24 protein-coding genes are annotated in these 16,451 nt (G+C 72.5%); 3 read left to right on the forward strand and 21 right to left on the reverse strand.

Going from position 1 to position 16,451, the window contains the following annotated elements:
• Positions 1-23 precede the first annotated feature (23 nt).
• Both LPA54_RS24345 and LPA54_RS24350 read left to right on the forward strand, forming a co-directional pair.
• The gene (locus LPA54_RS24345) at positions 24-470 is read left to right on the forward strand and encodes a DNA-binding transcriptional regulator (protein WP_228981410.1); all 447 of its coding nucleotides are present in this window, start codon (positions 24-26) and stop codon (positions 468-470) included.
• 16 nt (positions 471-486) lie between these two features.
• On the forward strand, positions 487-1,395 hold the full coding sequence (locus tag LPA54_RS24350; RefSeq protein ID WP_228981412.1) for a hypothetical protein: 909 nt from the start codon (positions 487-489) through the stop codon (positions 1,393-1,395).
• Positions 1,396-2,311: 916 nt separating this feature from the next.
• On the opposite strand, the gene LPA54_RS24355 is transcribed toward LPA54_RS24350, so the two are convergent.
• Positions 2,312-2,512, reverse strand: coding sequence for a hypothetical protein (locus LPA54_RS24355; protein WP_228981414.1), 201 nt, complete (start codon positions 2,510-2,512; stop codon positions 2,312-2,314).
• Between the two features lie 275 nt (positions 2,513-2,787).
• On the opposite strand from LPA54_RS24355, the gene LPA54_RS24360 reads away from it, so the two are divergent.
• Complete coding sequence (locus LPA54_RS24360; protein ID WP_228981416.1) at positions 2,788-3,780, forward strand: hypothetical protein; 993 nt, start codon at positions 2,788-2,790, stop codon at positions 3,778-3,780.
• A gap of 29 nt (positions 3,781-3,809) precedes the next feature.
• Here the strand turns inward: LPA54_RS24360 and LPA54_RS24365 are convergent, their stop codons facing one another.
• The 20 genes from LPA54_RS24365 to LPA54_RS24460 all read right to left on the reverse strand — a co-directional run bounded on the left by LPA54_RS24365 (position 3,810) and on the right by LPA54_RS24460 (position 16,388).
• Positions 3,810-4,496: a hypothetical protein gene (locus tag LPA54_RS24365; RefSeq protein ID WP_228981418.1), complete on the reverse strand. Its 687-nt coding sequence runs from the start codon at positions 4,494-4,496 to the stop codon at positions 3,810-3,812.
• 65 nt (positions 4,497-4,561) lie between these two features.
• Positions 4,562-4,888, reverse strand: coding sequence for a hypothetical protein (locus tag LPA54_RS24370; protein WP_228981419.1), 327 nt, complete (start codon positions 4,886-4,888; stop codon positions 4,562-4,564).
• A 26-nt stretch (positions 4,889-4,914) separates the two neighbouring features.
• A complete protein-coding gene (locus LPA54_RS24375; RefSeq protein ID WP_228981421.1) occupies positions 4,915-5,610 on the reverse strand; it encodes a hypothetical protein in 696 nt (231 codons plus the stop codon).
• A 95-nt stretch (positions 5,611-5,705) separates the two neighbouring features.
• Entirely contained in the window at positions 5,706-5,948 is a 243-nt protein-coding gene (locus tag LPA54_RS24380; protein WP_228981424.1) for a hypothetical protein, read from the reverse strand.
• A gap of 82 nt (positions 5,949-6,030) precedes the next feature.
• Positions 6,031-6,573 (reverse strand): 3'-5' exoribonuclease, encoded by a 543-nt coding sequence (locus LPA54_RS24385; protein WP_228981426.1) that lies wholly within the window; start codon positions 6,571-6,573, stop codon positions 6,031-6,033.
• Positions 6,574-6,640: 67 nt separating this feature from the next.
• Positions 6,641-7,501, reverse strand: coding sequence for a hypothetical protein (locus tag LPA54_RS24390; RefSeq protein ID WP_228981428.1), 861 nt, complete (start codon positions 7,499-7,501; stop codon positions 6,641-6,643).
• Positions 7,498-7,797 carry a hypothetical protein gene (locus LPA54_RS24395; protein ID WP_228981430.1) on the reverse strand — a complete coding sequence of 100 codons (300 nt, stop codon included), beginning with the start codon at positions 7,795-7,797 and terminating at the stop codon, positions 7,498-7,500. The genes LPA54_RS24390 and LPA54_RS24395 overlap by 4 nt, the downstream gene beginning before the upstream one ends.
• Positions 7,794-7,940, reverse strand: coding sequence for a hypothetical protein (locus tag LPA54_RS24400; RefSeq protein ID WP_228981432.1), 147 nt, complete (start codon positions 7,938-7,940; stop codon positions 7,794-7,796). Before LPA54_RS24400 ends, LPA54_RS24395 begins: the two co-directional genes overlap by 4 nt.
• On the reverse strand, positions 7,937-8,287 hold the full coding sequence (locus LPA54_RS24405; protein ID WP_228981434.1) for a hypothetical protein: 351 nt from the start codon (positions 8,285-8,287) through the stop codon (positions 7,937-7,939). The genes LPA54_RS24400 and LPA54_RS24405 overlap by 4 nt, the downstream gene beginning before the upstream one ends.
• Positions 8,288-8,387: 100 nt before the next feature.
• Complete coding sequence (locus LPA54_RS24410; RefSeq protein ID WP_228981436.1) at positions 8,388-8,567, reverse strand: hypothetical protein; 180 nt, start codon at positions 8,565-8,567, stop codon at positions 8,388-8,390.
• Entirely contained in the window at positions 8,567-9,049 is a 483-nt protein-coding gene (locus LPA54_RS24415; RefSeq protein ID WP_228981438.1) for a hypothetical protein, read from the reverse strand. The genes LPA54_RS24410 and LPA54_RS24415 overlap by 1 nt, the downstream gene beginning before the upstream one ends.
• Positions 9,049-9,573 (reverse strand): hypothetical protein, encoded by a 525-nt coding sequence (locus LPA54_RS24420; protein ID WP_228981440.1) that lies wholly within the window; start codon positions 9,571-9,573, stop codon positions 9,049-9,051. Before LPA54_RS24420 ends, LPA54_RS24415 begins: the two co-directional genes overlap by 1 nt.
• An 86-nt stretch (positions 9,574-9,659) precedes the next feature.
• Complete coding sequence (locus tag LPA54_RS24425; RefSeq protein WP_228981442.1) at positions 9,660-10,028, reverse strand: hypothetical protein; 369 nt, start codon at positions 10,026-10,028, stop codon at positions 9,660-9,662.
• Between the two features lie 48 nt (positions 10,029-10,076).
• The gene (locus LPA54_RS24430; protein WP_228981444.1) at positions 10,077-10,400 is read right to left on the reverse strand and encodes a hypothetical protein; all 324 of its coding nucleotides are present in this window, start codon (positions 10,398-10,400) and stop codon (positions 10,077-10,079) included.
• Positions 10,401-10,489: 89 nt separating this feature from the next.
• Positions 10,490-10,879, reverse strand: coding sequence for a hypothetical protein (locus tag LPA54_RS24435; protein WP_228981445.1), 390 nt, complete (start codon positions 10,877-10,879; stop codon positions 10,490-10,492).
• Positions 10,880-11,334: 455 nt separating this feature from the next.
• On the reverse strand, positions 11,335-11,751 hold the full coding sequence (locus LPA54_RS24440) for a hypothetical protein (protein WP_228981448.1): 417 nt from the start codon (positions 11,749-11,751) through the stop codon (positions 11,335-11,337).
• Positions 11,752-11,954: 203 nt separating this feature from the next.
• On the reverse strand, positions 11,955-13,484 hold the full coding sequence (locus tag LPA54_RS24445; protein ID WP_228981449.1) for a hypothetical protein: 1,530 nt from the start codon (positions 13,482-13,484) through the stop codon (positions 11,955-11,957).
• Positions 13,485-13,743: 259 nt separating this feature from the next.
• Positions 13,744-14,469, reverse strand: a complete 726-nt coding sequence (locus LPA54_RS24450; protein ID WP_228981450.1) for a hypothetical protein — start codon at positions 14,467-14,469, stop codon at positions 13,744-13,746.
• A 109-nt stretch (positions 14,470-14,578) separates the two neighbouring features.
• The gene (locus LPA54_RS24455) at positions 14,579-14,854 is read right to left on the reverse strand and encodes a hypothetical protein (protein ID WP_228981453.1); all 276 of its coding nucleotides are present in this window, start codon (positions 14,852-14,854) and stop codon (positions 14,579-14,581) included.
• 40 nt (positions 14,855-14,894) lie between these two features.
• Positions 14,895-16,388: a hypothetical protein gene (locus tag LPA54_RS24460; RefSeq protein ID WP_228981455.1), complete on the reverse strand. Its 1,494-nt coding sequence runs from the start codon at positions 16,386-16,388 to the stop codon at positions 14,895-14,897.
• Between the last annotated feature and the right edge of the window lie 63 nt (positions 16,389-16,451).

A 16,451-nucleotide genomic window follows, 5' to 3' on the forward strand; every position in this document is an offset into this window, starting at 1 on the left:
CTACCGCTTTGACAGGAGCTGCCATGCAGTACACCGACCCGCCCGACATGCCCGAGGACGAGCGGATGACCCCGGCCGAGTTCAAGGTCGTCCGCGAGTTCCTCGGCCTGACCGGGGACTGGCTCGCCCGCCATCTCGGCGTCTCCCCGCGCACCGTCCGGCACTGGGAGCAGGGCAAGTACGCAATCCCCGACGGCGTTCGCCTCGCCCTCGAGGACCTCGAAGCCCGCACGGCCGCGTTCGTTTCGGGCATCGCCGACGCCCTGATGGACCTGCCCGACCCCGGGGTCATCACCTACCGGGACGACGCCGAGTATCGCGTCGCGCACCCGGAGGTCGACTGGCCCGCCTCCTGGCACCGGGCCGTCATCGCCCGTGTCGCCCAGGAGGTCCCCGGCCTGTCGATCACCTACCCCGAGCAGGCTTCCCAGGAGGCGGCCAGTGGCCGGGCGTCCCAGCGGAACCAGTGATGGCGGCGCGTGCGCCTTGGTCACCAGCGGACTGACCGCACGCGAGGTGCCCGAGGCGCGCCAGGACATCATCGACTGGGCGTCCCGGACCCGCGGGCAAGGTGCAGACCGGATGCGGCCCGGCTTCGCGAACATGGTCGCGACCAACGCCGTGCACGCCGATCTGTACTACGTCAACCGCGACATGACGGCCCTGGCCCGCACCATCGGGGCAGGGCTGGACGTCTACGGGCTCTCCCGGGACGACCTTCCCAGCGAGCACGGGTTCCTAGTGTGGGACGCGCCGGCGGCCTCCAACGAGCTACCCCAGACGGTCTCGGTCGCGGTGCTCTGGTTCACCTACCGCGGGCAGGTTGCGCTCACGCTCATGGGGTCCGCCGACGCCTACAGGACGTGGGCGGCGGGCTTCGGCCCCCAGGCCGTCCGGGACGCGCGACTGATCACCGCCGGGAAGCTGACGCTGCGCGGGCAGGCCACGAACCTCCCCGTCGACCAGTCGGACCGGCCGTGGGGAACCTTGGACTTGGGCGACTTCGAGAAGACGGCGCGAACACTGCTGGCCACCTGGATCCTGATGCGCCAGCCAGCCGAGGAGCGCAGGGCGCTGCACCAGGTTGAGGAGGTCCTCCCGGCCAAGGCGTCCGCCAAGCGCATCGCGCGTGCCGGCGGAGACCCGACAAGCCCAGTCCGTCTGATCACCCTGCGGCAGTCGCTGCGCCGCGACGACGCCGCAACGACCGCTGAAAGCCACGCAGAGCGCGTCTACCGGCACCGCTGGATCGTCCGGCCCCACCGAGTCCGCCAGCACTACCCGTCCACGGGTGAGCACCGCACGATCTGGCGTGGCCCGTACCTGGTGGTTCCGAAGGGCTGCGAGGACGCGCCGATCATCGGCGGCGAACGCGTCAACGTCCTGCGTCGGTAACCTGTGCCGGTTCCAGGCTGCGTCGTACAACGAGGCTTCTCGCCGGTACAGTCAGGGTGTTCCTGCTCCTACCCAGGAACGTGAAGGGCCAGGTTGGGTGTGCCTGCTCCGAGGCGTGAGGCGGGGCGGGTGTGCTGGAGCCCGCTCCTACGTACGGCGACAGCGTCGCCCGGTCCTTCCCCTCGGCTCTCAGGGCCGGCACAGAACGGGCCGGGCTCGGCCTACCCCACCAACATCGGAGTAGGCCGCCGGCGCTCTTCTCCATCTCCGTGGAAGGAACGCTGGTGTGCCCGGCCCGTTCTGCTTCTCTCCACCCTCTACGTCGGTGACCTCCACCGGTTTCCGGTTTCGCCGTACACCGGGGGCGCTCTGCCGCTACGGTGGACTCCGATACGGCTTGACAGGGCCGACAAGAACGGGCCGGGCTCGGCCTCCTCCACTGCAATGGAGGGGGCCCGTTGGCGCCTCCTCCACTGGAATGGAGCGGCGTCGATGTGCCCGGCCTGTTTCCGTTGGGCTACGCACGCGAAAGCGCCCCCCGCCCTCCCCCGAAGGGGAGCAGTGGGGGTTCGTCGTTTCAGGGCGCGTGCCTGCCCTCCCGCGGGGAGGCCGGGAGGGACGGCGCGGCCCCGCCCGCGCGGTCAACGCAGGGCGGGGCCGAAGGGGCGCCGCCGTGGGGGTGAGTGGGGGCGGTGCCACACCCGCATCATGCACCCGGATCCGGCCAAGAGGGTAGATGCGTGGCGGGAAATGTTCCGTGATGGCGGTGGGGCAGCGACCGAAGCGACCCAGCTTCCGGCACGGTGCGCCGGGGGCCTGGCGGTGGCATCGGCTTCGAGGTGAGGGCACCGCCAGGCACTCCTCAGCGTCGCATCCGGCACTGACACCCGCGTGCCGGCGCCGCGACGGGGGTGGGTCAGCCCCAGATCGAGTCGCCCTGGATCGAGGCGCCCGGCTCGTCGTCCTCGGCAGGCGCCGGAGTGGTGGCGGGCTCGTTCTGGGTGACGTCGGAGCCCCAGATCGAGTCGTCGGTGGGGCCGGCGGCGAAGGTGGCGGCGGCCGGGAAGGCCGCGGCGGCGAGCAGGGCCAGCGCGGCGGCGGTGTGGCGAGGTCGCATCGGGTGTTCCTTTCGCAGGGGTTGGTGCCTCCCGGCAGTATCCGATGGTCTCCCGCTGCGAGTCCCCCCTGTTGCCCGGGTTTCCTGCTGGCAGGCAGGCGGGGCCGGTGGGGCGGAGGCGATCAGGGTGCCGGGAGGCGCCCCACAGGTACGCTCCCTCACGAAGCGTGCGCGGTTCAACTACAAGGTGTTGCGTGCGCTGGCAGTGCGTGTACTCGCAGAAGATGACGGGGGCATGATCAGAAATGGGTGGGTTCGACAAAGTTCCACGAGGATTGTCCGACGAGGCGCGGCGCCTGTACGCCCGGATCGCCCGTCAGGAGCCCGTCGGCGACGGGGACAAGGCGGTGCTGGAGGAGCTGGCTGCCTGGGACCTGGTGGCCGTGGACCCGGCCGCGCCGGGCACGCCGGTCGTCCTGGACCCGCAGCAAGCGGCCCGGCACCGCGTGGACGCCGGCCTGCAGGCCCTGGCGGAGGCCGCGGAAGCCCTGGCGAGGGTGCCGCGGATGGCCGCGGAGCTGAGCGGGGAGTTCGAGCGGTCGAAGTGGTGGTCCGGCCCGGCGAGCGAGTTTCTCGCCGAGGTGTCGCTGGTGAACGCGCGGATCGGGCAGGCGCTGGGCAGCGCCGAGGTGGAGCTGCTGACCGCCCAGCCCGGGGGCTCGCGAACCCGGGAGCAGGTCGCAGCGGCCCTGGAGCAGGACGGCGGAGCGCTCGCGCGGGGGGTGCGGATCCGGTCGCTGTACCGGGACGTGGTCCGCGACGACGTGGTGACGCGGGAGTACGCGTCGGTGATGTCGGGGCGAGGGGCGGAGTTCCGTACGCAGATCGGCCCGTTCCCCCGCATGGTGATCATCGACCGGCGGGAGGCGTTCATCTCCGAGCCGCTGGTGGAGGACGCGGCGCCGCACGCCGCGCGGCATGTCCGGGACCGGGCGATGGTCGCCTTCATCGTCGAGGTGTTCGAGGAGGTGTGGCGCCGGTCGGAGCAGTGGGAGGGCGAGGGCCGGCCCGCGGACGGCGGCGGGCTGGGGGCGGGGGCGCCGCTGCGTACGACGGCGCTTCAGCGGGAGATCCTGCTGGACCTGGAGAACGGGGTGATGCAGCAGGCGACCGCGGCCCGGCTGGGGATCAGCCTGCGCAGGTTGACGGCGGAGGTGCAGTACCTGAAGTCGGTGTGGGGGGCGCCGTCGCTGCCGGCGTTGGCGGCGCGGTGGGTGCGCTCCCCGGACCGCAGGCTCGTCGACGACGTGGCCCGGACCGGCCCGTAGCCGCAGCGGGCCGGGGCGGGCGCCGGGAGCTACGAGTCCGAGTCGGACGGGGTGAGGTCCTTGAGCGGGTACGCCCGGACGCCAATCATGAACACCGTGGTGGTGTACCAGTCCTTGGCAATCGGGACGAGAGCAGCGTTCTGGGAGGAGTTCGTCAGGAACTGGTCGGCTTCGTCGTACACGCGGCGCACCAGGCGGTCGTAGTCCTTCAGCGGGTCCATCGTGAGGTGAAGGTGTGCCCCGTTCTCGCGCAGGCGCGGGCGCACGGTGTCGCGCAGGTCCTCCCACGTGTTGTGCAGGGCCCGGATGTCCCGCCAGTAATTCATGATCACGGGTTGCATGCGGTTGTGGACCTCGACCGGGTCGTCCGTCCAGTCTGCGGTCTCGAGCCAGGCGAGTTCGCGGCACATCGCTTGGATGCGTTCCCGTGTGGCGTCGTACTCGGCGACGGTTCTCTCGGCGAGACGCCAGGCCGCCCGACGCTGGGCGGCCTCGGCGTGCGGCTCGGCCAGGTAGTTGAGTATGAGCAGGGCGAACGGCACGGCGAAGCACAGGCCGGTCAGGCTGGAGAGCAGGTTTGTGACGTAGGACCAGCCCTCCCACCACCCGCCCTTGTCGCCGGCGATGCCGAGCGCAGCGAGGGCCAGGCCCAGGGGGACGCCGATGTAGGTGACCTTCTTGGTCGCCGACGGCGCCTCGGTCCAAATCTTCCGCATCTCACCCACTGGGCCCCCTCGTGTGGTTGCCGGTGATCGTAGCCTCGGCGGGCCCCGGGTGCGGGTCACAGGAGGTGGACGGTCAGGGGGACGTCGGTGATGCGGCGCCGGGCGACGTAGTCGCGGCGGGGCCGGGTGGCCGGTCGGGCAGGGAAGTCGAACAGGTAGGTGCGCCGCCGCGGCGGGCGGGGCTGGCGCCTCGGCCGGGACGCGACCGGCGCGCGGGACGGTGTGGGCGGCGTGGGCGCGGCCGGGGGCGGCGGGTCGCCCCACAGGGTGCCCTGCACCCACGCCAGCGCGATGGTGGTCTGCCCGTCCAGCCGGTCCGGCGGCGGCGCGGCCAGGCGCTCCTCGGCGGCCCTGATCCGGGCCCGGGCCCTCGACGGTGTCATGCATCCCCCTGCGGAAGGCGAGTAGGTCAGATCAGGGCGGGCCGGGTCGGCTGGAGGATCTCGCCGTCGGAGGCGACGAGCCGGAGCTTGGGGAACGCCTTCGGCTTCTCCTGCCCTGGCACCTCGGGCCACTCGTCGGCGGAGAGGCCGTACGACGGCGGCTCCCAGCCGGAGGTGTGCCGGATCAGCTCCATCGCCTTGCGGTACTTCGCCTCCCAGTTCGAGGCGAAGAACAGCGGCAGCAGACCGCCGAGGTTCGGGATCGGCTCCGGCGCGCGGGCGAGGGAGCCTCGGGCGCGTTCTTCGATCGGCCGGCCGTACTCCCGGCAGCGGGGCCGCCCGCAGAACCCCCAGGACCGGGCCCAGCCGGTGACGGGGTCGAACTCGCAGAACCCGATGAGCGTGGTGCGGCCGCACAGGCGCTTCGCGCGGACCATGGGCGCCTGGCAGCCCCGCGGGCTGTTGTCGTGGAGACGTGAGTCGTAGCGGGGGACGTCGTCGGCGATGAGCTGCCACATGCGCTTGTTGTCGGCGTTGAGGATGTCCCGGGTCCGGGTCCAGGTGCCGAGGGTGGGGTCGTGGCGGCGCGGGTCGCGGAGGGTGACCCAGCCGAGGGCGAGGATCAGGTCGCGGGTTCCGGCCGGCATGCGGCGCTCCGCGTAGACGCGGGTGGTGAGCTGGTCGTAGCGGGCCATCGCGTCGCGGTCGTCGATGGTGGTCACCGGGGCACCTCCTGCGTGGTGGCGTGGGCGTAGGGCTGGGGGATGGTCAAGGCCCTCACCGGTGTCTCTCTGGGGCCGGCTGGACGGGTCGCGGGTTACGTCGGCCAGGTGTCGGGCGGGGGGACGAGGAGCGGGGTGGTGCGCTCCTCGATGACGGGGCCGTAGCGCGTGTGCCCGCGGTCGAGGAGGTATGCGTCGTAGCGCAGGAGCTGCTCGCCGTCCGGCTGGGTGATGACGCGGATCATGCCGTGCTGGACGACGGTGCCCGGGTCGACGTGGTTGGCGGTCAGCCAGTCGGCGATGGCCCGCAGGCGGGCCTGGCTGGCGAAGCGGGGCATGGGCGTCTCCTTGGGTACGGTGGTGGATCGTTCGGGGCGCGTCCGGCCTGGGGAGGTCTGTGGGCGCGCCCCGCCGCGTTGCTCAGGACCGGGCGAGCTGGTCGAGGAAGCGGGCGCGTGCGAGGTTGTGGCGGGCGTCGGCGAGGGCGTTGTGCAGGCCGTCGGGCTGTTCGGGCAGCTGCGGGTTGCCGAGCCGCTCGGCCTCCTGGCGCAGGTCGTTCGTCCACATCGGGATCCCGGTGGGGAGGTCGATCATGCGGCCGAAGAGCTGGGCGAGGACGACGTGGTCGTAGGCGCCGTACCAGGCCCACAGCTGCGGGTCGGGGGTGTCGGTGATGAACCGGCGGACGCGGCTCGCGATGACGTCGCGGGGCTGGACGGCCGGGTGGGCGTAGTCGAACAGCCACGACTTCGGCATGTGGAGGATCCTGTCGCCGTGGGCCCGGGGCAGGCCCGGCACGACGTTCTTCATCAGCCACGGGTGCTTGCGGATCTTCCTGATGGGCATGTCGCGGTTGACGAGGTACAGCTCGGCGCCGTCGTTCTCGCGGACCATGCCGATGCTGATCAGGTCGATGGTGCGGCCGTCCTCGAGGAACTCGCAGTCGTAGAAGACTCGGGTCACGGTTCTCTCCTCTGGGGTGCGGGACCGGGGGGGGGGGGGGCTGGTAGGGGCGGCGCCCCGGCGGGGGTCAGGACTGCGGGTCGGGCTGCCCGGGGCAAATCCACGGGTAGAGGACCGTCTTGTCGATCTCCGGGCGGCAGGCGGGGCAGTCCTCGGCGTTGCCTCTGCCGCCGATGTGCACGGCCGGCTGCTGCTCGGCCAGCTGCCGGACGGTGACGGTGGTAATGCGCTCGACGAGGCGGTGGACGAAGTCGGGCATGCGCTCGCGGTGGCGCTGGAGCCGCTGCTCGGCGACGGTCCGGTCCTGGTTCGGGCCGCTGCTCATCTCCCAGGTGCCGTCGGGCTGCTGAGTCTGGAGGAGGTACTCGACGGCGCGGCGGACGGTGCCAGCGGCCGGGGTGGGGCCGGCGGGCCCGTCGAGGGCGATGCGGACGGTTTCCATCGCGGCGTCCCAGCCGCCCGGCCAGGCCCCGGTGGTGGGCGATCCGGGCGGCGGCGGGGTGTCGGTGGCGGCACGCACGCGGTCGAGGGCAGCCTCGGCGGCCCACAGGTCCGGGAGAATCGCCTGGACGTGCCGCTTGTTGCCGGCGGCGACGTGCTCCAGCGTCACGACGCGGGCGCGCAGCTGCTGCATCTCGTCGTCCCGCACGGCCAGCACGGCGTCGGCCTCGCCGAGGTGGTGAGCGGACGGCACGTCGTTCACGCTGAGGCCGTGGTGATTGTCGTACCGGTGGATCGCCTTGGCGTACTGGTAGCGGCGGCTGACCGAGATGGGCTCGTCGTGCTGGCCGCACTCACCGACGCCGCCCGGGGCGTGGCAGTCCTGGCACGGCGTCTCAGCGGCCTCCAGCCGGTCGTACAGGGCGTCGAGCATGTCGTCGGTCATCTCGTCCAGCCGGGGGCGGCGGGGCGGCTCGGTGGCGGTCACGCCCCCTCCTCCTCGTCGAGGGTGAAGTCGACCCACTGGTAGCCGGATGCGTCGTCGACTTCGCCGGGGCGCAGGACGTAGCCGTAGCGCATGGCGATCAGGTCGATCTGGGGCAGGTACTCGGGGCGCACGTAGCGGGGCTGGGGCGTGGCGCCGTGCTCGGCCAGCGCGGCGAGTTCGGCGATCAGCTGTCCGCAGGTGGCCCCGGCGACGAATGCGGCGTCGTCGTAGGGGCCGCCGTTGCTCTGCACGATCACGAAGGGCATGACGAGCTGGGCGTCGGGCTCGTGGGTCACAGGGTCTCCAGGACGTCGTGGATGGTCCGGCCGGCGAGGGTGTCGCGGCGGGCGGGGCTGCGGCCGTAGCCGATGAGGGCGGTCTCGGGCGGCTCCGGCTCGTCGTCGTCGGGGAGGGGCGGTTCCTCCCAGCAGGCGGTCACGGCTGGCTGCCGAGGATCTGCCGGGCCACCGCGAGGGGCAGGGCGGCAACGGTGTCCTGCCAGTCGGGGTGAGTGGATACAGCCAGGTGCTCGGCGGTCGCCTCCAGCCAGTCGGCGAGCGCGGCGCCGACGCCGGGGTGCATGGTGGCGATGTAGCGGGCGTCCTCCTCGCGGACAAAATCCGCCAGATAAGGACCATCCGGACGCGCGAGCGGCGCTTGGGCGACGGCCCAGCCGCCAACGAGGATGTCGGGGGTGGCGAGCCAGGGCCCGCTGGTGGCGTGCGTCGTCAGGGCGCGCAGCTTCTCGACGGCGGCGCGCAGGGTCTCGGCGGGGGTGGTGGTCACGGGCGGTATCTCCAGTCGTGGATGCGGCGGGTGAGGGTGTAGGCGCCGGCGGTGGTGGCCGAGACGGCCAGCCACACGCCGACGAGGTACAGGACCGCGGTCACTGCGGGGGCTCGGAGGGGAGTTCGGCGAGCGTCATGACGTAGGTCGGCAGGTCGTCGCCGTCGAGCGGCAACAGGGCCAGGACGAGGCCGCGGGCGGCGAGCCAGCGTTCGAAGTGCGGCCACACGGTGGGGTGGACGACGACCTGGCGGACCTCGTCGGGCGCGGGCGCGGCCATCAGCGGGTCTCCTCGATGGTCCAGGTGGTGGTCTCCCGGACGACGCGGCGCTCCACCGGCCGGCCGTCGCGGCACTTCGGGTGGTGGGTGTCGAGGAGCGCGCGGCGGGCGTGCGCCTCGTCGGAGCTGCCGAAGGGCATGCCGGGCGCCCACTCGTCGGCGTCGGGGTCACGGGTCTCGACACGCCACCGGGAGTACGCGGGGCGGGCGTCGGGGGCGGCGGCCACGCCGAGGGTCGGGTACAGGTCGGGGAAGGCCCGGCAGGCGTCGACCACGATGTAGGTGATCCGGCTGTCCTTCGGGATCCGCTCGCCGCTGGGGTGCTGCATGCCCTGGACGTAGCCCATGACGGCCGCGTCCTTGACGAGGGCCCGCTCGCGGTCCGTGAGCGCGGCCCAGAGGGCGGCTGCGGCCTCGGCGCGGTCGTTGTCCCGCTTCTCCAGGTAGGAGATCAGGGGGGCGGGGAGGTCGGTGGCGGCCATCAGCGGGTCTCCTCGGCGATCCGGGCGGCGGCCGGGGTGGTGCGCTGGTCCGGGTGGACGACGCGGTGGAACCCGGCGGTCCACTGCTCGCAGTCGCAGAACACCGAGCGGTCCGGGTGGATGGTGCAGCCGTGGCGGTATCGGTCGACCGCGGCGGCGAGCCTCGGGTGCGCGGGCCGGACGAGCCCGACGCTGCCCGAGACGCCCGGGTGGCCGTTCCAGGTACCGGTGGACTCGAAACCGCGGCGGTACAGCTCCCGGACGAGGGTGGGCAGTTCGCCGGGCTCCAGCGGGTTGGCGGGCGTCTGCTGGGTGTTGGGGCCGTTGTCGACCCACTCGACGTTGATGACGTCCACGGAGACGACGGGACGGTGCTGCGCACCGGACGGGCAGAAGCCGTACCAGCGGTTCGCCTCCGGCAGGTGCAGTTGGATGCCGTGGTGCTGCTGGTGGGCGTCGTCGGGCTGCACGGTGTCGTAGAGCCAGCCGAGGCCGGTGTCGAGGATGCGGGCGAGGTCGGTCACGGGGTGTCTCCTCGGGGTGGTGTGGTGGGATGGGTGCCGGGCCGCCCCCTCGGTTGCTGCGAGGGGGCGGCCCTTCTGCGTGTGGGTCAGAACCGCCACCAGCCGTCGTAGCCGGGCGGCACGGCCGGGTACGCGGCGAGCATCGGCCGCAGCACCTCCAGGTGCTGCTCCATCACGGCGGGCTCCTGCGCGCCCCAGTACCAGGCGCCGTCCCACCGGCCCTCACACCTGCCGCCGTACCGGCCGTCGTCGTGCCGGGCCAGGAACTCGGCCGCGCTGGTGGGGAGGGGGCGCTGGATGTCCCAGAGGTGGCCGATGCAGGCGACGGTGGAACCGTTGCGGCGCCGGTACCAGACGGCGTTGATGCGCGCCCGGGACGGGGCCTGGGTGTGGAGGCTGGTCAGGTCGACGGCGTAGGGGCGGCGGGAGATCAGGAATCGGTCGTCGCGGATCACGGGTGGGTGCTCCTTCGTGCGCGCGCGGCGCTGTGGAACCGGATGCGGTCAGGCGTTGGGGTGCTGGCCGCCCGCGTCGCGGAGCAGCCGCAGCAGGTGCTCGGTGCCGCCCGGTCCGATCTGGTTGGCGGCCGTCATCGCGTTGCGGGTCCAGTCGGCGAGCGGGGCGACGGCCTTGGCGGCGGTGTGGGCGGCGTCGGCGGTCTCGAAGCTGGCGAGGGCGGCGCCCTCGTGGTGGGCGAGGATCCAGCGGTACGGCGAGAGGGGGCTGACGCTGGCCGGGGTCTCGTAGATGTGGAGGCCGGGGGCGGGTTCGGTCGCCTGGACGGTGATCTGGCCGGCCGAGGTGTCGAGGCTGTGGGTGAGGGTCATCGGGTGCTCCTGGTGGGTGGTGGGTGGCCAGGCGGGGGTGTGGCTGCCGGGGCAGGCCCGGCCGTGGGTGCGGTGGAGGGGCTGGCCGGTCAGGCGGCGGGGTCGACTTCGGGGTGGGTGAAGGCGACGGGCTTGCCCAGGGCGCGGGCGTAGTCGATCTCGGCGCGGGTGGAGTCGCCGATGTAGTCGCCGACGACGAGGACCCGGTCGGCGAGGCGGATCTTCGCGCGGTGGAGTCCGTCGAGGCGCCGCTTGCCGCGGTCAGCGGTGTCGGGGTCGGCCCACAGGGGGTGGGGGTTCTTCATGTCGCAGCCGGGCTTGACGACGATGTGGCCGGCGAAGGTGAGCTCTTGGTCGACGGCGGTCATGGCGTCCATGAAGCGGGTGCTGCCGCAGATGCAGACGATCTCCGGGAGGGCGAGGCGGGCCTTGGCGTCGGCGAGCTTCTCTTCCGGGGTGAGGAGCTGGGGGTAGGCCATGGCGGTCTCCTGGGTGGGTGTGGGAAGGCTCTGACCCTATCCATATATACGTGCGTACGCAAGAGGTTATGTGGTTGTGGGGGGCGGACAACTCGGCCCCGGCACGGGGCCGGGGCCGGTCAGCTGTTCCCCAAGGTGCGGGGGGCGCTTCCAGGAAAACTCCGCCTCGTCATCGTGGCAGCGGATCGGCCGGCGCATTGCCCTGCTCGGCCCGGCAACGAGAAGAGCCCCGGCGGTGGGCCGGGGCTCTTCCTGTGTGCGGGGTGACGGGCGCCCGCAGGGGGGAGGGGCGCGGACCGGGGCCGGTCTGGCAGACCCAACCCCGGCCCGCAGCGCGAGGGCCCCGGACACGAGGGGGAGGTGTCCGGGGCTGCTGTGCTTCTGCGTGTCCGACTGGTCCAACGAACGTGCGGGCCCCGGCGTTACGGCCCCCGCCGCGTGGCCGGGGCCGGGGGTCAGGAGACGGGCGCGTCGTCCTCGGCCGGCTCCTCGTCCATGTACCCGCCCATGGCGGACATCGGGGCGCCGGCCACGCGCAGCGCGTGCTCGGCGGCCTTGAACGCCTCCTCCGCGTTCAGCAGGGCCCGCAGCGCGGTCGCGACCTCCTCGTCGGGGTCCCGGCCGGTGGTCATCCGGATCGCCTGCTCCTCCTCCAGCTGCCGCAGGCCGCGGCGGAGCTGCTGCATGGTCTGCGGGAGGCGCTGGGTGAGCTCGAGGATGCCCTGGACGGTGCTGGAGAGGCGGGCCGGGGCGACGCCGCGGAACCCGTCGTCGCCGTGGAACGCTCCGGGGGCGAGGGTCCTGTGGTTCAGGGCCCGGATCTCCTCACTGGCGGCGCGGGCGATCTGGTCGGGGGTGCGGTCGAGGTCCATGCGGCAGCTCCGGAATCGAGGTGGTGACCTGCTGGGCTCGAGTCTGGCAGCCGCCACCGACACCCGGGGCGGGATCGGCCCGGCTGCCACTCGGCCGCGTGGGGCTCGACCGCTGCCCGTCCGGAAGAGCCTGGGGCGTCCAGCGGGGCGTCGTGCCCACGCGGGGGCACGACGCCGGCCCGTGGTACGGCCAGTGCTCGGCCTCAGGCACGCAGACCCGGGACCCCGTCGATGTCCTTGCCGGGAGACAGATACTCCTCCAGCGCCCGCTCCCGCCACCGCTTCGCGTCCTCCGTGTAGTGCGCGTCGCGGCGGTTGGTGGCCATGTGCGCGCGGGTGAGGCCGATAACCCAGTCGTTGACCTGGTGGTGCTCCTCCAGGGCGTCCAACGCCTCACGCATCCGCATCCGCTCGTCGCTGCCCTCTTCGGCGGCCTCACGCTTCTCGTTGAGGGCGTCCATGATGCAGATCTGTCCGGCGCGCAAGAAGTCCTGGTACTCCGGTCCGCCGGCCGCCAGGCGGGCGGTGGCCTGCTCGGCGGTGAGCGCGCCGCGGCTGCGCGCGGCGAGTGCGGCCGCCAGCTCCGCTTCCTCCCTCCGGCGGGTCGCGTCGTAGCGGACGGAACGCTCGGCGTACGGCTCGTCCGGGTGGCGGTCCATCAGCGCCCGGCCCTCCTGCGCCCAGTCGTGGGCCCAGGCGTCCGGGTGGCGCGGCCCCCATGTCTCGGCGAAGGGGAACGGGCCGCCGGTGCCGACGCGCAGGAGGGCGGCGGCGATGCTCGCCGGGGTGCGGCCGCCGACGAACCAGCCGAGCGTCTCCCAGCCGCTGCTCTCCTCCGACCACACTCGCAGGTCGTAGGTCGGCGGGTGCTTCTCGCCTCGGAACCAGGTCGGCTCCGGAGTCGGCTCCGTGGAGGCCGGGCGCCCTTCGGGCCAGGTGTCGAACGGCAGGCGGGGTACCACCGGCCGGTCCGGAGCGGCGTCGGCCCGGTGCACCCGCGAGGGCAGGATGCCCAGATCGAAGGTGGCGTGCTTCCAGACCTCGGCGCGCAGGACGCCGCAGTCACCACCAGCCGGACGCTCCGGCATGCTCAGCCGGTGTGCGACCGCCGTGTCCGCCAGGAGGACGGCCTTGTCGAGGCGGTCGCACCAGGCGCGCGTCCACCAGCTCGGCGCACCACCCGTGTGGTCCTCTCCCACGATGCCGTCCGGCACGCTGTAGACCCGCACCTCGTACGGCAGGTCCGGGCTGGGACACACCGGATCGAGGGCGGCCGGGAAGGTGCCGGGCTGCTCCACCGACCAGCCGTTGTGGACGTACCGCCAGAACGGCTGGTCGTTCGAGCACCAGACCACCGGCCACAGCGCGGCGACCTCCACCCGGCCGTCGTCCAGGCGGTACGGCACAGGAACCCGCGTCCCCTTGGGCACCACCCCGACGTCGCCTCGCGCCTCGCGGATGACGACGCCGTCGGCGGCGGGCTCGGCGACGCCCCACCGCACGCCGTTGTCGCGCTGGACCATCGTGTGGCGGGCGTCCTCATCCCAGATCACCGTCACGGGCACGACGCCGTGCTCGGCGACGACGCCGGACAACGCGGAGACCACCAGGTCGTCCCAGTCCGGGGCGGCGGGGTCGGGGGAGGCGCTGCGCAGCGCCTCGGTGTACTTCGCGCCCTTCCGGGCGGCGGCGCGGGCCTTGCGGGCCGCGGTGCTCTGCTTCTTCGGCGACATGCGTACTCCAGACCCAGCGGTCTCCCACGCTTCCGCCGGCCGTGTACGTCGAGGCCGCAGGCAGGCAACAGTTCCTTCGCGGGCCCCTGGAGACCTTGACCGCCCCCGGTTGTCGGGGCTGCCCGCGGCGTGGGCGCGGGCTGAGCGGCGACCGGCGGTACGCGGCTAGCCGGATCGTGCTCGAACCACCGTAGCGGAGGGCACTGACACGGCGCCGGGCGCGAAAGGTCAGGCCGGCCTGGCGTAGCGGTCGGCGGTCCTACGGTTGCTGCCTTCGTCGAGCTGCGGCCAGGGCCCGGCGGACGATCTGCGGCCGCTCCCGGTGCGGCACGTTGGAGGACACGGTGGTGCCCTTCGCGGAGCGGACGGTGCACAGCCTGCCGGGGGCGGCGCCGCACCGCGGGCAGGTGACCTGCGTCCACGCGGCCGGTTGCACGGCGGGTGCGGCGGGGGCCTGGTGGGTGTCGGCCGGGGCGCCGTCGGCCGGGCGGGTCAGGATGCGGCGCAGGTTGGTGATGACCTCGGCGGTGGGTGCGGGGGCGGCCGCTACTTCGCGGTGGATGTGCTCGATCACGTCGTCGCCGAGGATCTGCCGGCGCTCCTCGGCGGTCGTGCGGCCGGCGCGAGGCTGAGAGGAGCGTGCCGCGGGGGTCGTCTTCGGCGTCTTCGGCGCCTTGCGCGTGTTCTTCACGCAGGTGCCGTCGGGGTGGACCGGCTTGCCCTTCGTCCAGCGTTCCGTGCTCCGTGCGGGCTCGCCCTTGATGGGCCTGCCGCAGATCGCGCAGACGACGGGGCTGCGCTTCGCGCGGGACCGCCGGGTCGGCTTGGGGGTGGCCTTGGGCTTCTGTGCGGGGACGACTTCGACGGTGCCGTCCGCGCGGGTGATGGTGACCGCGGAGGCCGGCGGGGTGGTGTAGGAGCGGAGGGTGGGGGTGGCGGTGTGGGTCTGGCCCTTCCGCCCGCCCCGGCCGATACGGCGACTCATGACCCGCAGCGTAGGGAGCACCGACCGCGGCAGGGGCTCGAAGTCGCGGCGGTTCACCCGGAAGGCGCGCTGGACGGACCGCTCGCCCCCGGGGCTCGCCGGCCAGCGGTCAGTGGCCGATGGTCGCCCGGTTCTCCGCCTGCGGCCAGTACGTGCCCGTCGAGGCGATGTCGGGGGTCTCCGCGTAGTGGAGGTCCTCGAGCGCGCTGCGCGCCTTGTCGACGGCTTCGATGGCGTCGGCGAGATGCCGGGCGGGGGCCGCTTCGGGCCCGCTTCTCGGGTAGGCGTTGAGGAGGGCGGTGCGGCGGTGAGCGAGTTCGTCGCGGAGGCCGGCGAGGGTGCGGCCCATCTCGGCGTGCTGGTCGAGGGTGAAACGCGGCTTCACAGGTCCTCCAGGTGTGTGAGGTGGGGCGTCGGCGATGACGTCACAGCTTCTGGCACTCCTCGCACAGGCCGGGTCCGTAGATCTCCCGGCCGCACTCGGCGCAATCGGTGATCAGCTCATCGGGGTGAGAGGGCCATTCGTCCTGGGGGTGCTGCTCGGGGAACGGCTCGGCCCAAGTGGCGCTTGCCGCTAGGGCCGGCTCATGGTGCTCGTCGTCCGAGCCCTGCGGCTTGACTGCCACCTCGTTGTGTTCGGTGAGGAAGCGGACTGCCGTGCTGTACATGGCGGGACGCTGCACCGAGTTCGGAATGACGTAGTACTGGACGGGGCGGTCCCTGGTGAAGCCGAGCTGACGCTCGAGGTTGGTGACGGAGCCGGATGACACGGCGCCGGCCTTCAAGCCGGGGGTGCGTTGTCCCCATGAGACGGCAGCGGACGCCGCGCTCCACGCCATGGCGATCATCTGTTCCAGGGCGTAGCCGCTCTGGAGGCCTGTCAGCGCGATTTCGTAGGCGTCGGGTAGCCGGTTCTCGGGGATGGGCAATTCGTTGTACCTAGTGGTGAGGAGCCCGTCCAGGTAATCGACGACCATGCCGGCCTCAAGCTGCTGCACGATACGCCGCATCGTGTCCGTGTGCTCCGTCAGGTACTTGCTCAGCATCGCGGCCGCCGTGGCTGTGGCTTCACGAGAGGTGGAACCGAGCCAGCGGGGGAATGTCCATGAAACGGCGTCGATGTACAGGCTGGTCGCGTTGCCGTCGTCGTCGAAGGTGAACGCGTCGAGCTTGGCGGGAGTCGTGGCGGCTAGCCAGTGCTCCTCAAACATTTCCCGGCAGAGGTCGATGTCGCTGCCGGTGGAGCCGGTGATCGTGTACTTCAGGCTCTTCAGAGGGCTCAGCGAGTCAAGGCCACTGTTCTGGAGGATCTCAGCGATGGCGAGCAGACCGAGCGCTCGCCGGGGAGTGGGGTAGGACGTCGGCTCGTCGGCATTCAGACTTTGGGCGATCCACTTCGAAGCGTTCTCGATCTTCCGCTGCTTCACCTCCTCGGCGCGCTGCTGCTCGAGGGCCGCAGCAGCAGCCGCCTCGGCCTGGGCGGCCGCCCGGCATTCTCGACACGCTGCCCGCGCGGCGACCGGCTTGCGCGGGAAGGAGTCGCCCCAGTGCCCTGTCGCGGACATCTCGGAGCGGCTGGTCACGGTGACCGGGGTGGTGCACTTGGGGCACAGGATGGTCAGCAGTGCCGCTTCGCACGCGGCGGCCACGGTCCGGTACACGAACGTGGTCGGGCCGATCTCCGCTACGTTCCGCGCCCAGGTACCGGGCTCGGTGAACTCCCAGTAGGCCCGGCACAGGGCCTTCGCCTCGTCGGTGATGTCCTCGTGGAAGGTCACCTCGAGCAGCGGCTCGTCCACGCTGGGGTACAGGACCCGTTCCGGCTCGACCGGCTTCGGAGCGGCGCTCTGGGCGCGCTGTATCCCTGCGGCCTTCTGCTTCGCTCGCTGCCTCTTGCGCCGCTGGTCACGCTTCCCCATAGCGTCCCCTCCTGCCGAGTGGCCGACAGGATATCGGCGCGTGCGGACAGTTGGGGCGGCTCG

This window comes from Streptomyces sp. DH12, assembly GCF_020873895.1.
Classification (GTDB): Bacteria; Actinomycetota; Actinomycetes; order Streptomycetales; family Streptomycetaceae; genus Streptomyces.

Coding starts and splice junctions, on each gene's coding strand:
- LPA54_RS24380 (WP_228981424.1), bottom strand. CDS start 5,948: ATGCCCCGCTTCGCCAGCCAGGCCCGCCTGCGGGCCATCGCCGACTGG.
- LPA54_RS24370 (WP_228981419.1), bottom strand. CDS start 4,888: ATGACACCGTCGAGGGCCCGGGCCCGGATCAGGGCCGCCGAGGAGCGC.
- LPA54_RS24345 (WP_228981410.1), top strand. CDS start 24: ATGCAGTACACCGACCCGCCCGACATGCCCGAGGACGAGCGGATGACC.
- LPA54_RS24410 (WP_228981436.1), bottom strand. CDS start 8,567: ATGGCCGCGCCCGCGCCCGACGAGGTCCGCCAGGTCGTCGTCCACCCC.
- LPA54_RS24440 (WP_228981448.1), bottom strand. CDS start 11,751: ATGGACCTCGACCGCACCCCCGACCAGATCGCCCGCGCCGCCAGTGAG.
- LPA54_RS24365 (WP_228981418.1), bottom strand. CDS start 4,496: ATGCGGAAGATTTGGACCGAGGCGCCGTCGGCGACCAAGAAGGTCACC.
- LPA54_RS24435 (WP_228981445.1), bottom strand. CDS start 10,879: ATGGCCTACCCCCAGCTCCTCACCCCGGAAGAGAAGCTCGCCGACGCC.
- LPA54_RS24445 (WP_228981449.1), bottom strand. CDS start 13,484: ATGTCGCCGAAGAAGCAGAGCACCGCGGCCCGCAAGGCCCGCGCCGCC.
- LPA54_RS24450 (WP_228981450.1), bottom strand. CDS start 14,469: ATGAGTCGCCGTATCGGCCGGGGCGGGCGGAAGGGCCAGACCCACACC.
- LPA54_RS24355 (WP_228981414.1), bottom strand. CDS start 2,512: ATGCGACCTCGCCACACCGCCGCCGCGCTGGCCCTGCTCGCCGCCGCG.
- LPA54_RS24430 (WP_228981444.1), bottom strand. CDS start 10,400: ATGACCCTCACCCACAGCCTCGACACCTCGGCCGGCCAGATCACCGTC.
- LPA54_RS24460 (WP_228981455.1), bottom strand. CDS start 16,388: ATGGGGAAGCGTGACCAGCGGCGCAAGAGGCAGCGAGCGAAGCAGAAG.
- LPA54_RS24415 (WP_228981438.1), bottom strand. CDS start 9,049: ATGGCCGCCACCGACCTCCCCGCCCCCCTGATCTCCTACCTGGAGAAG.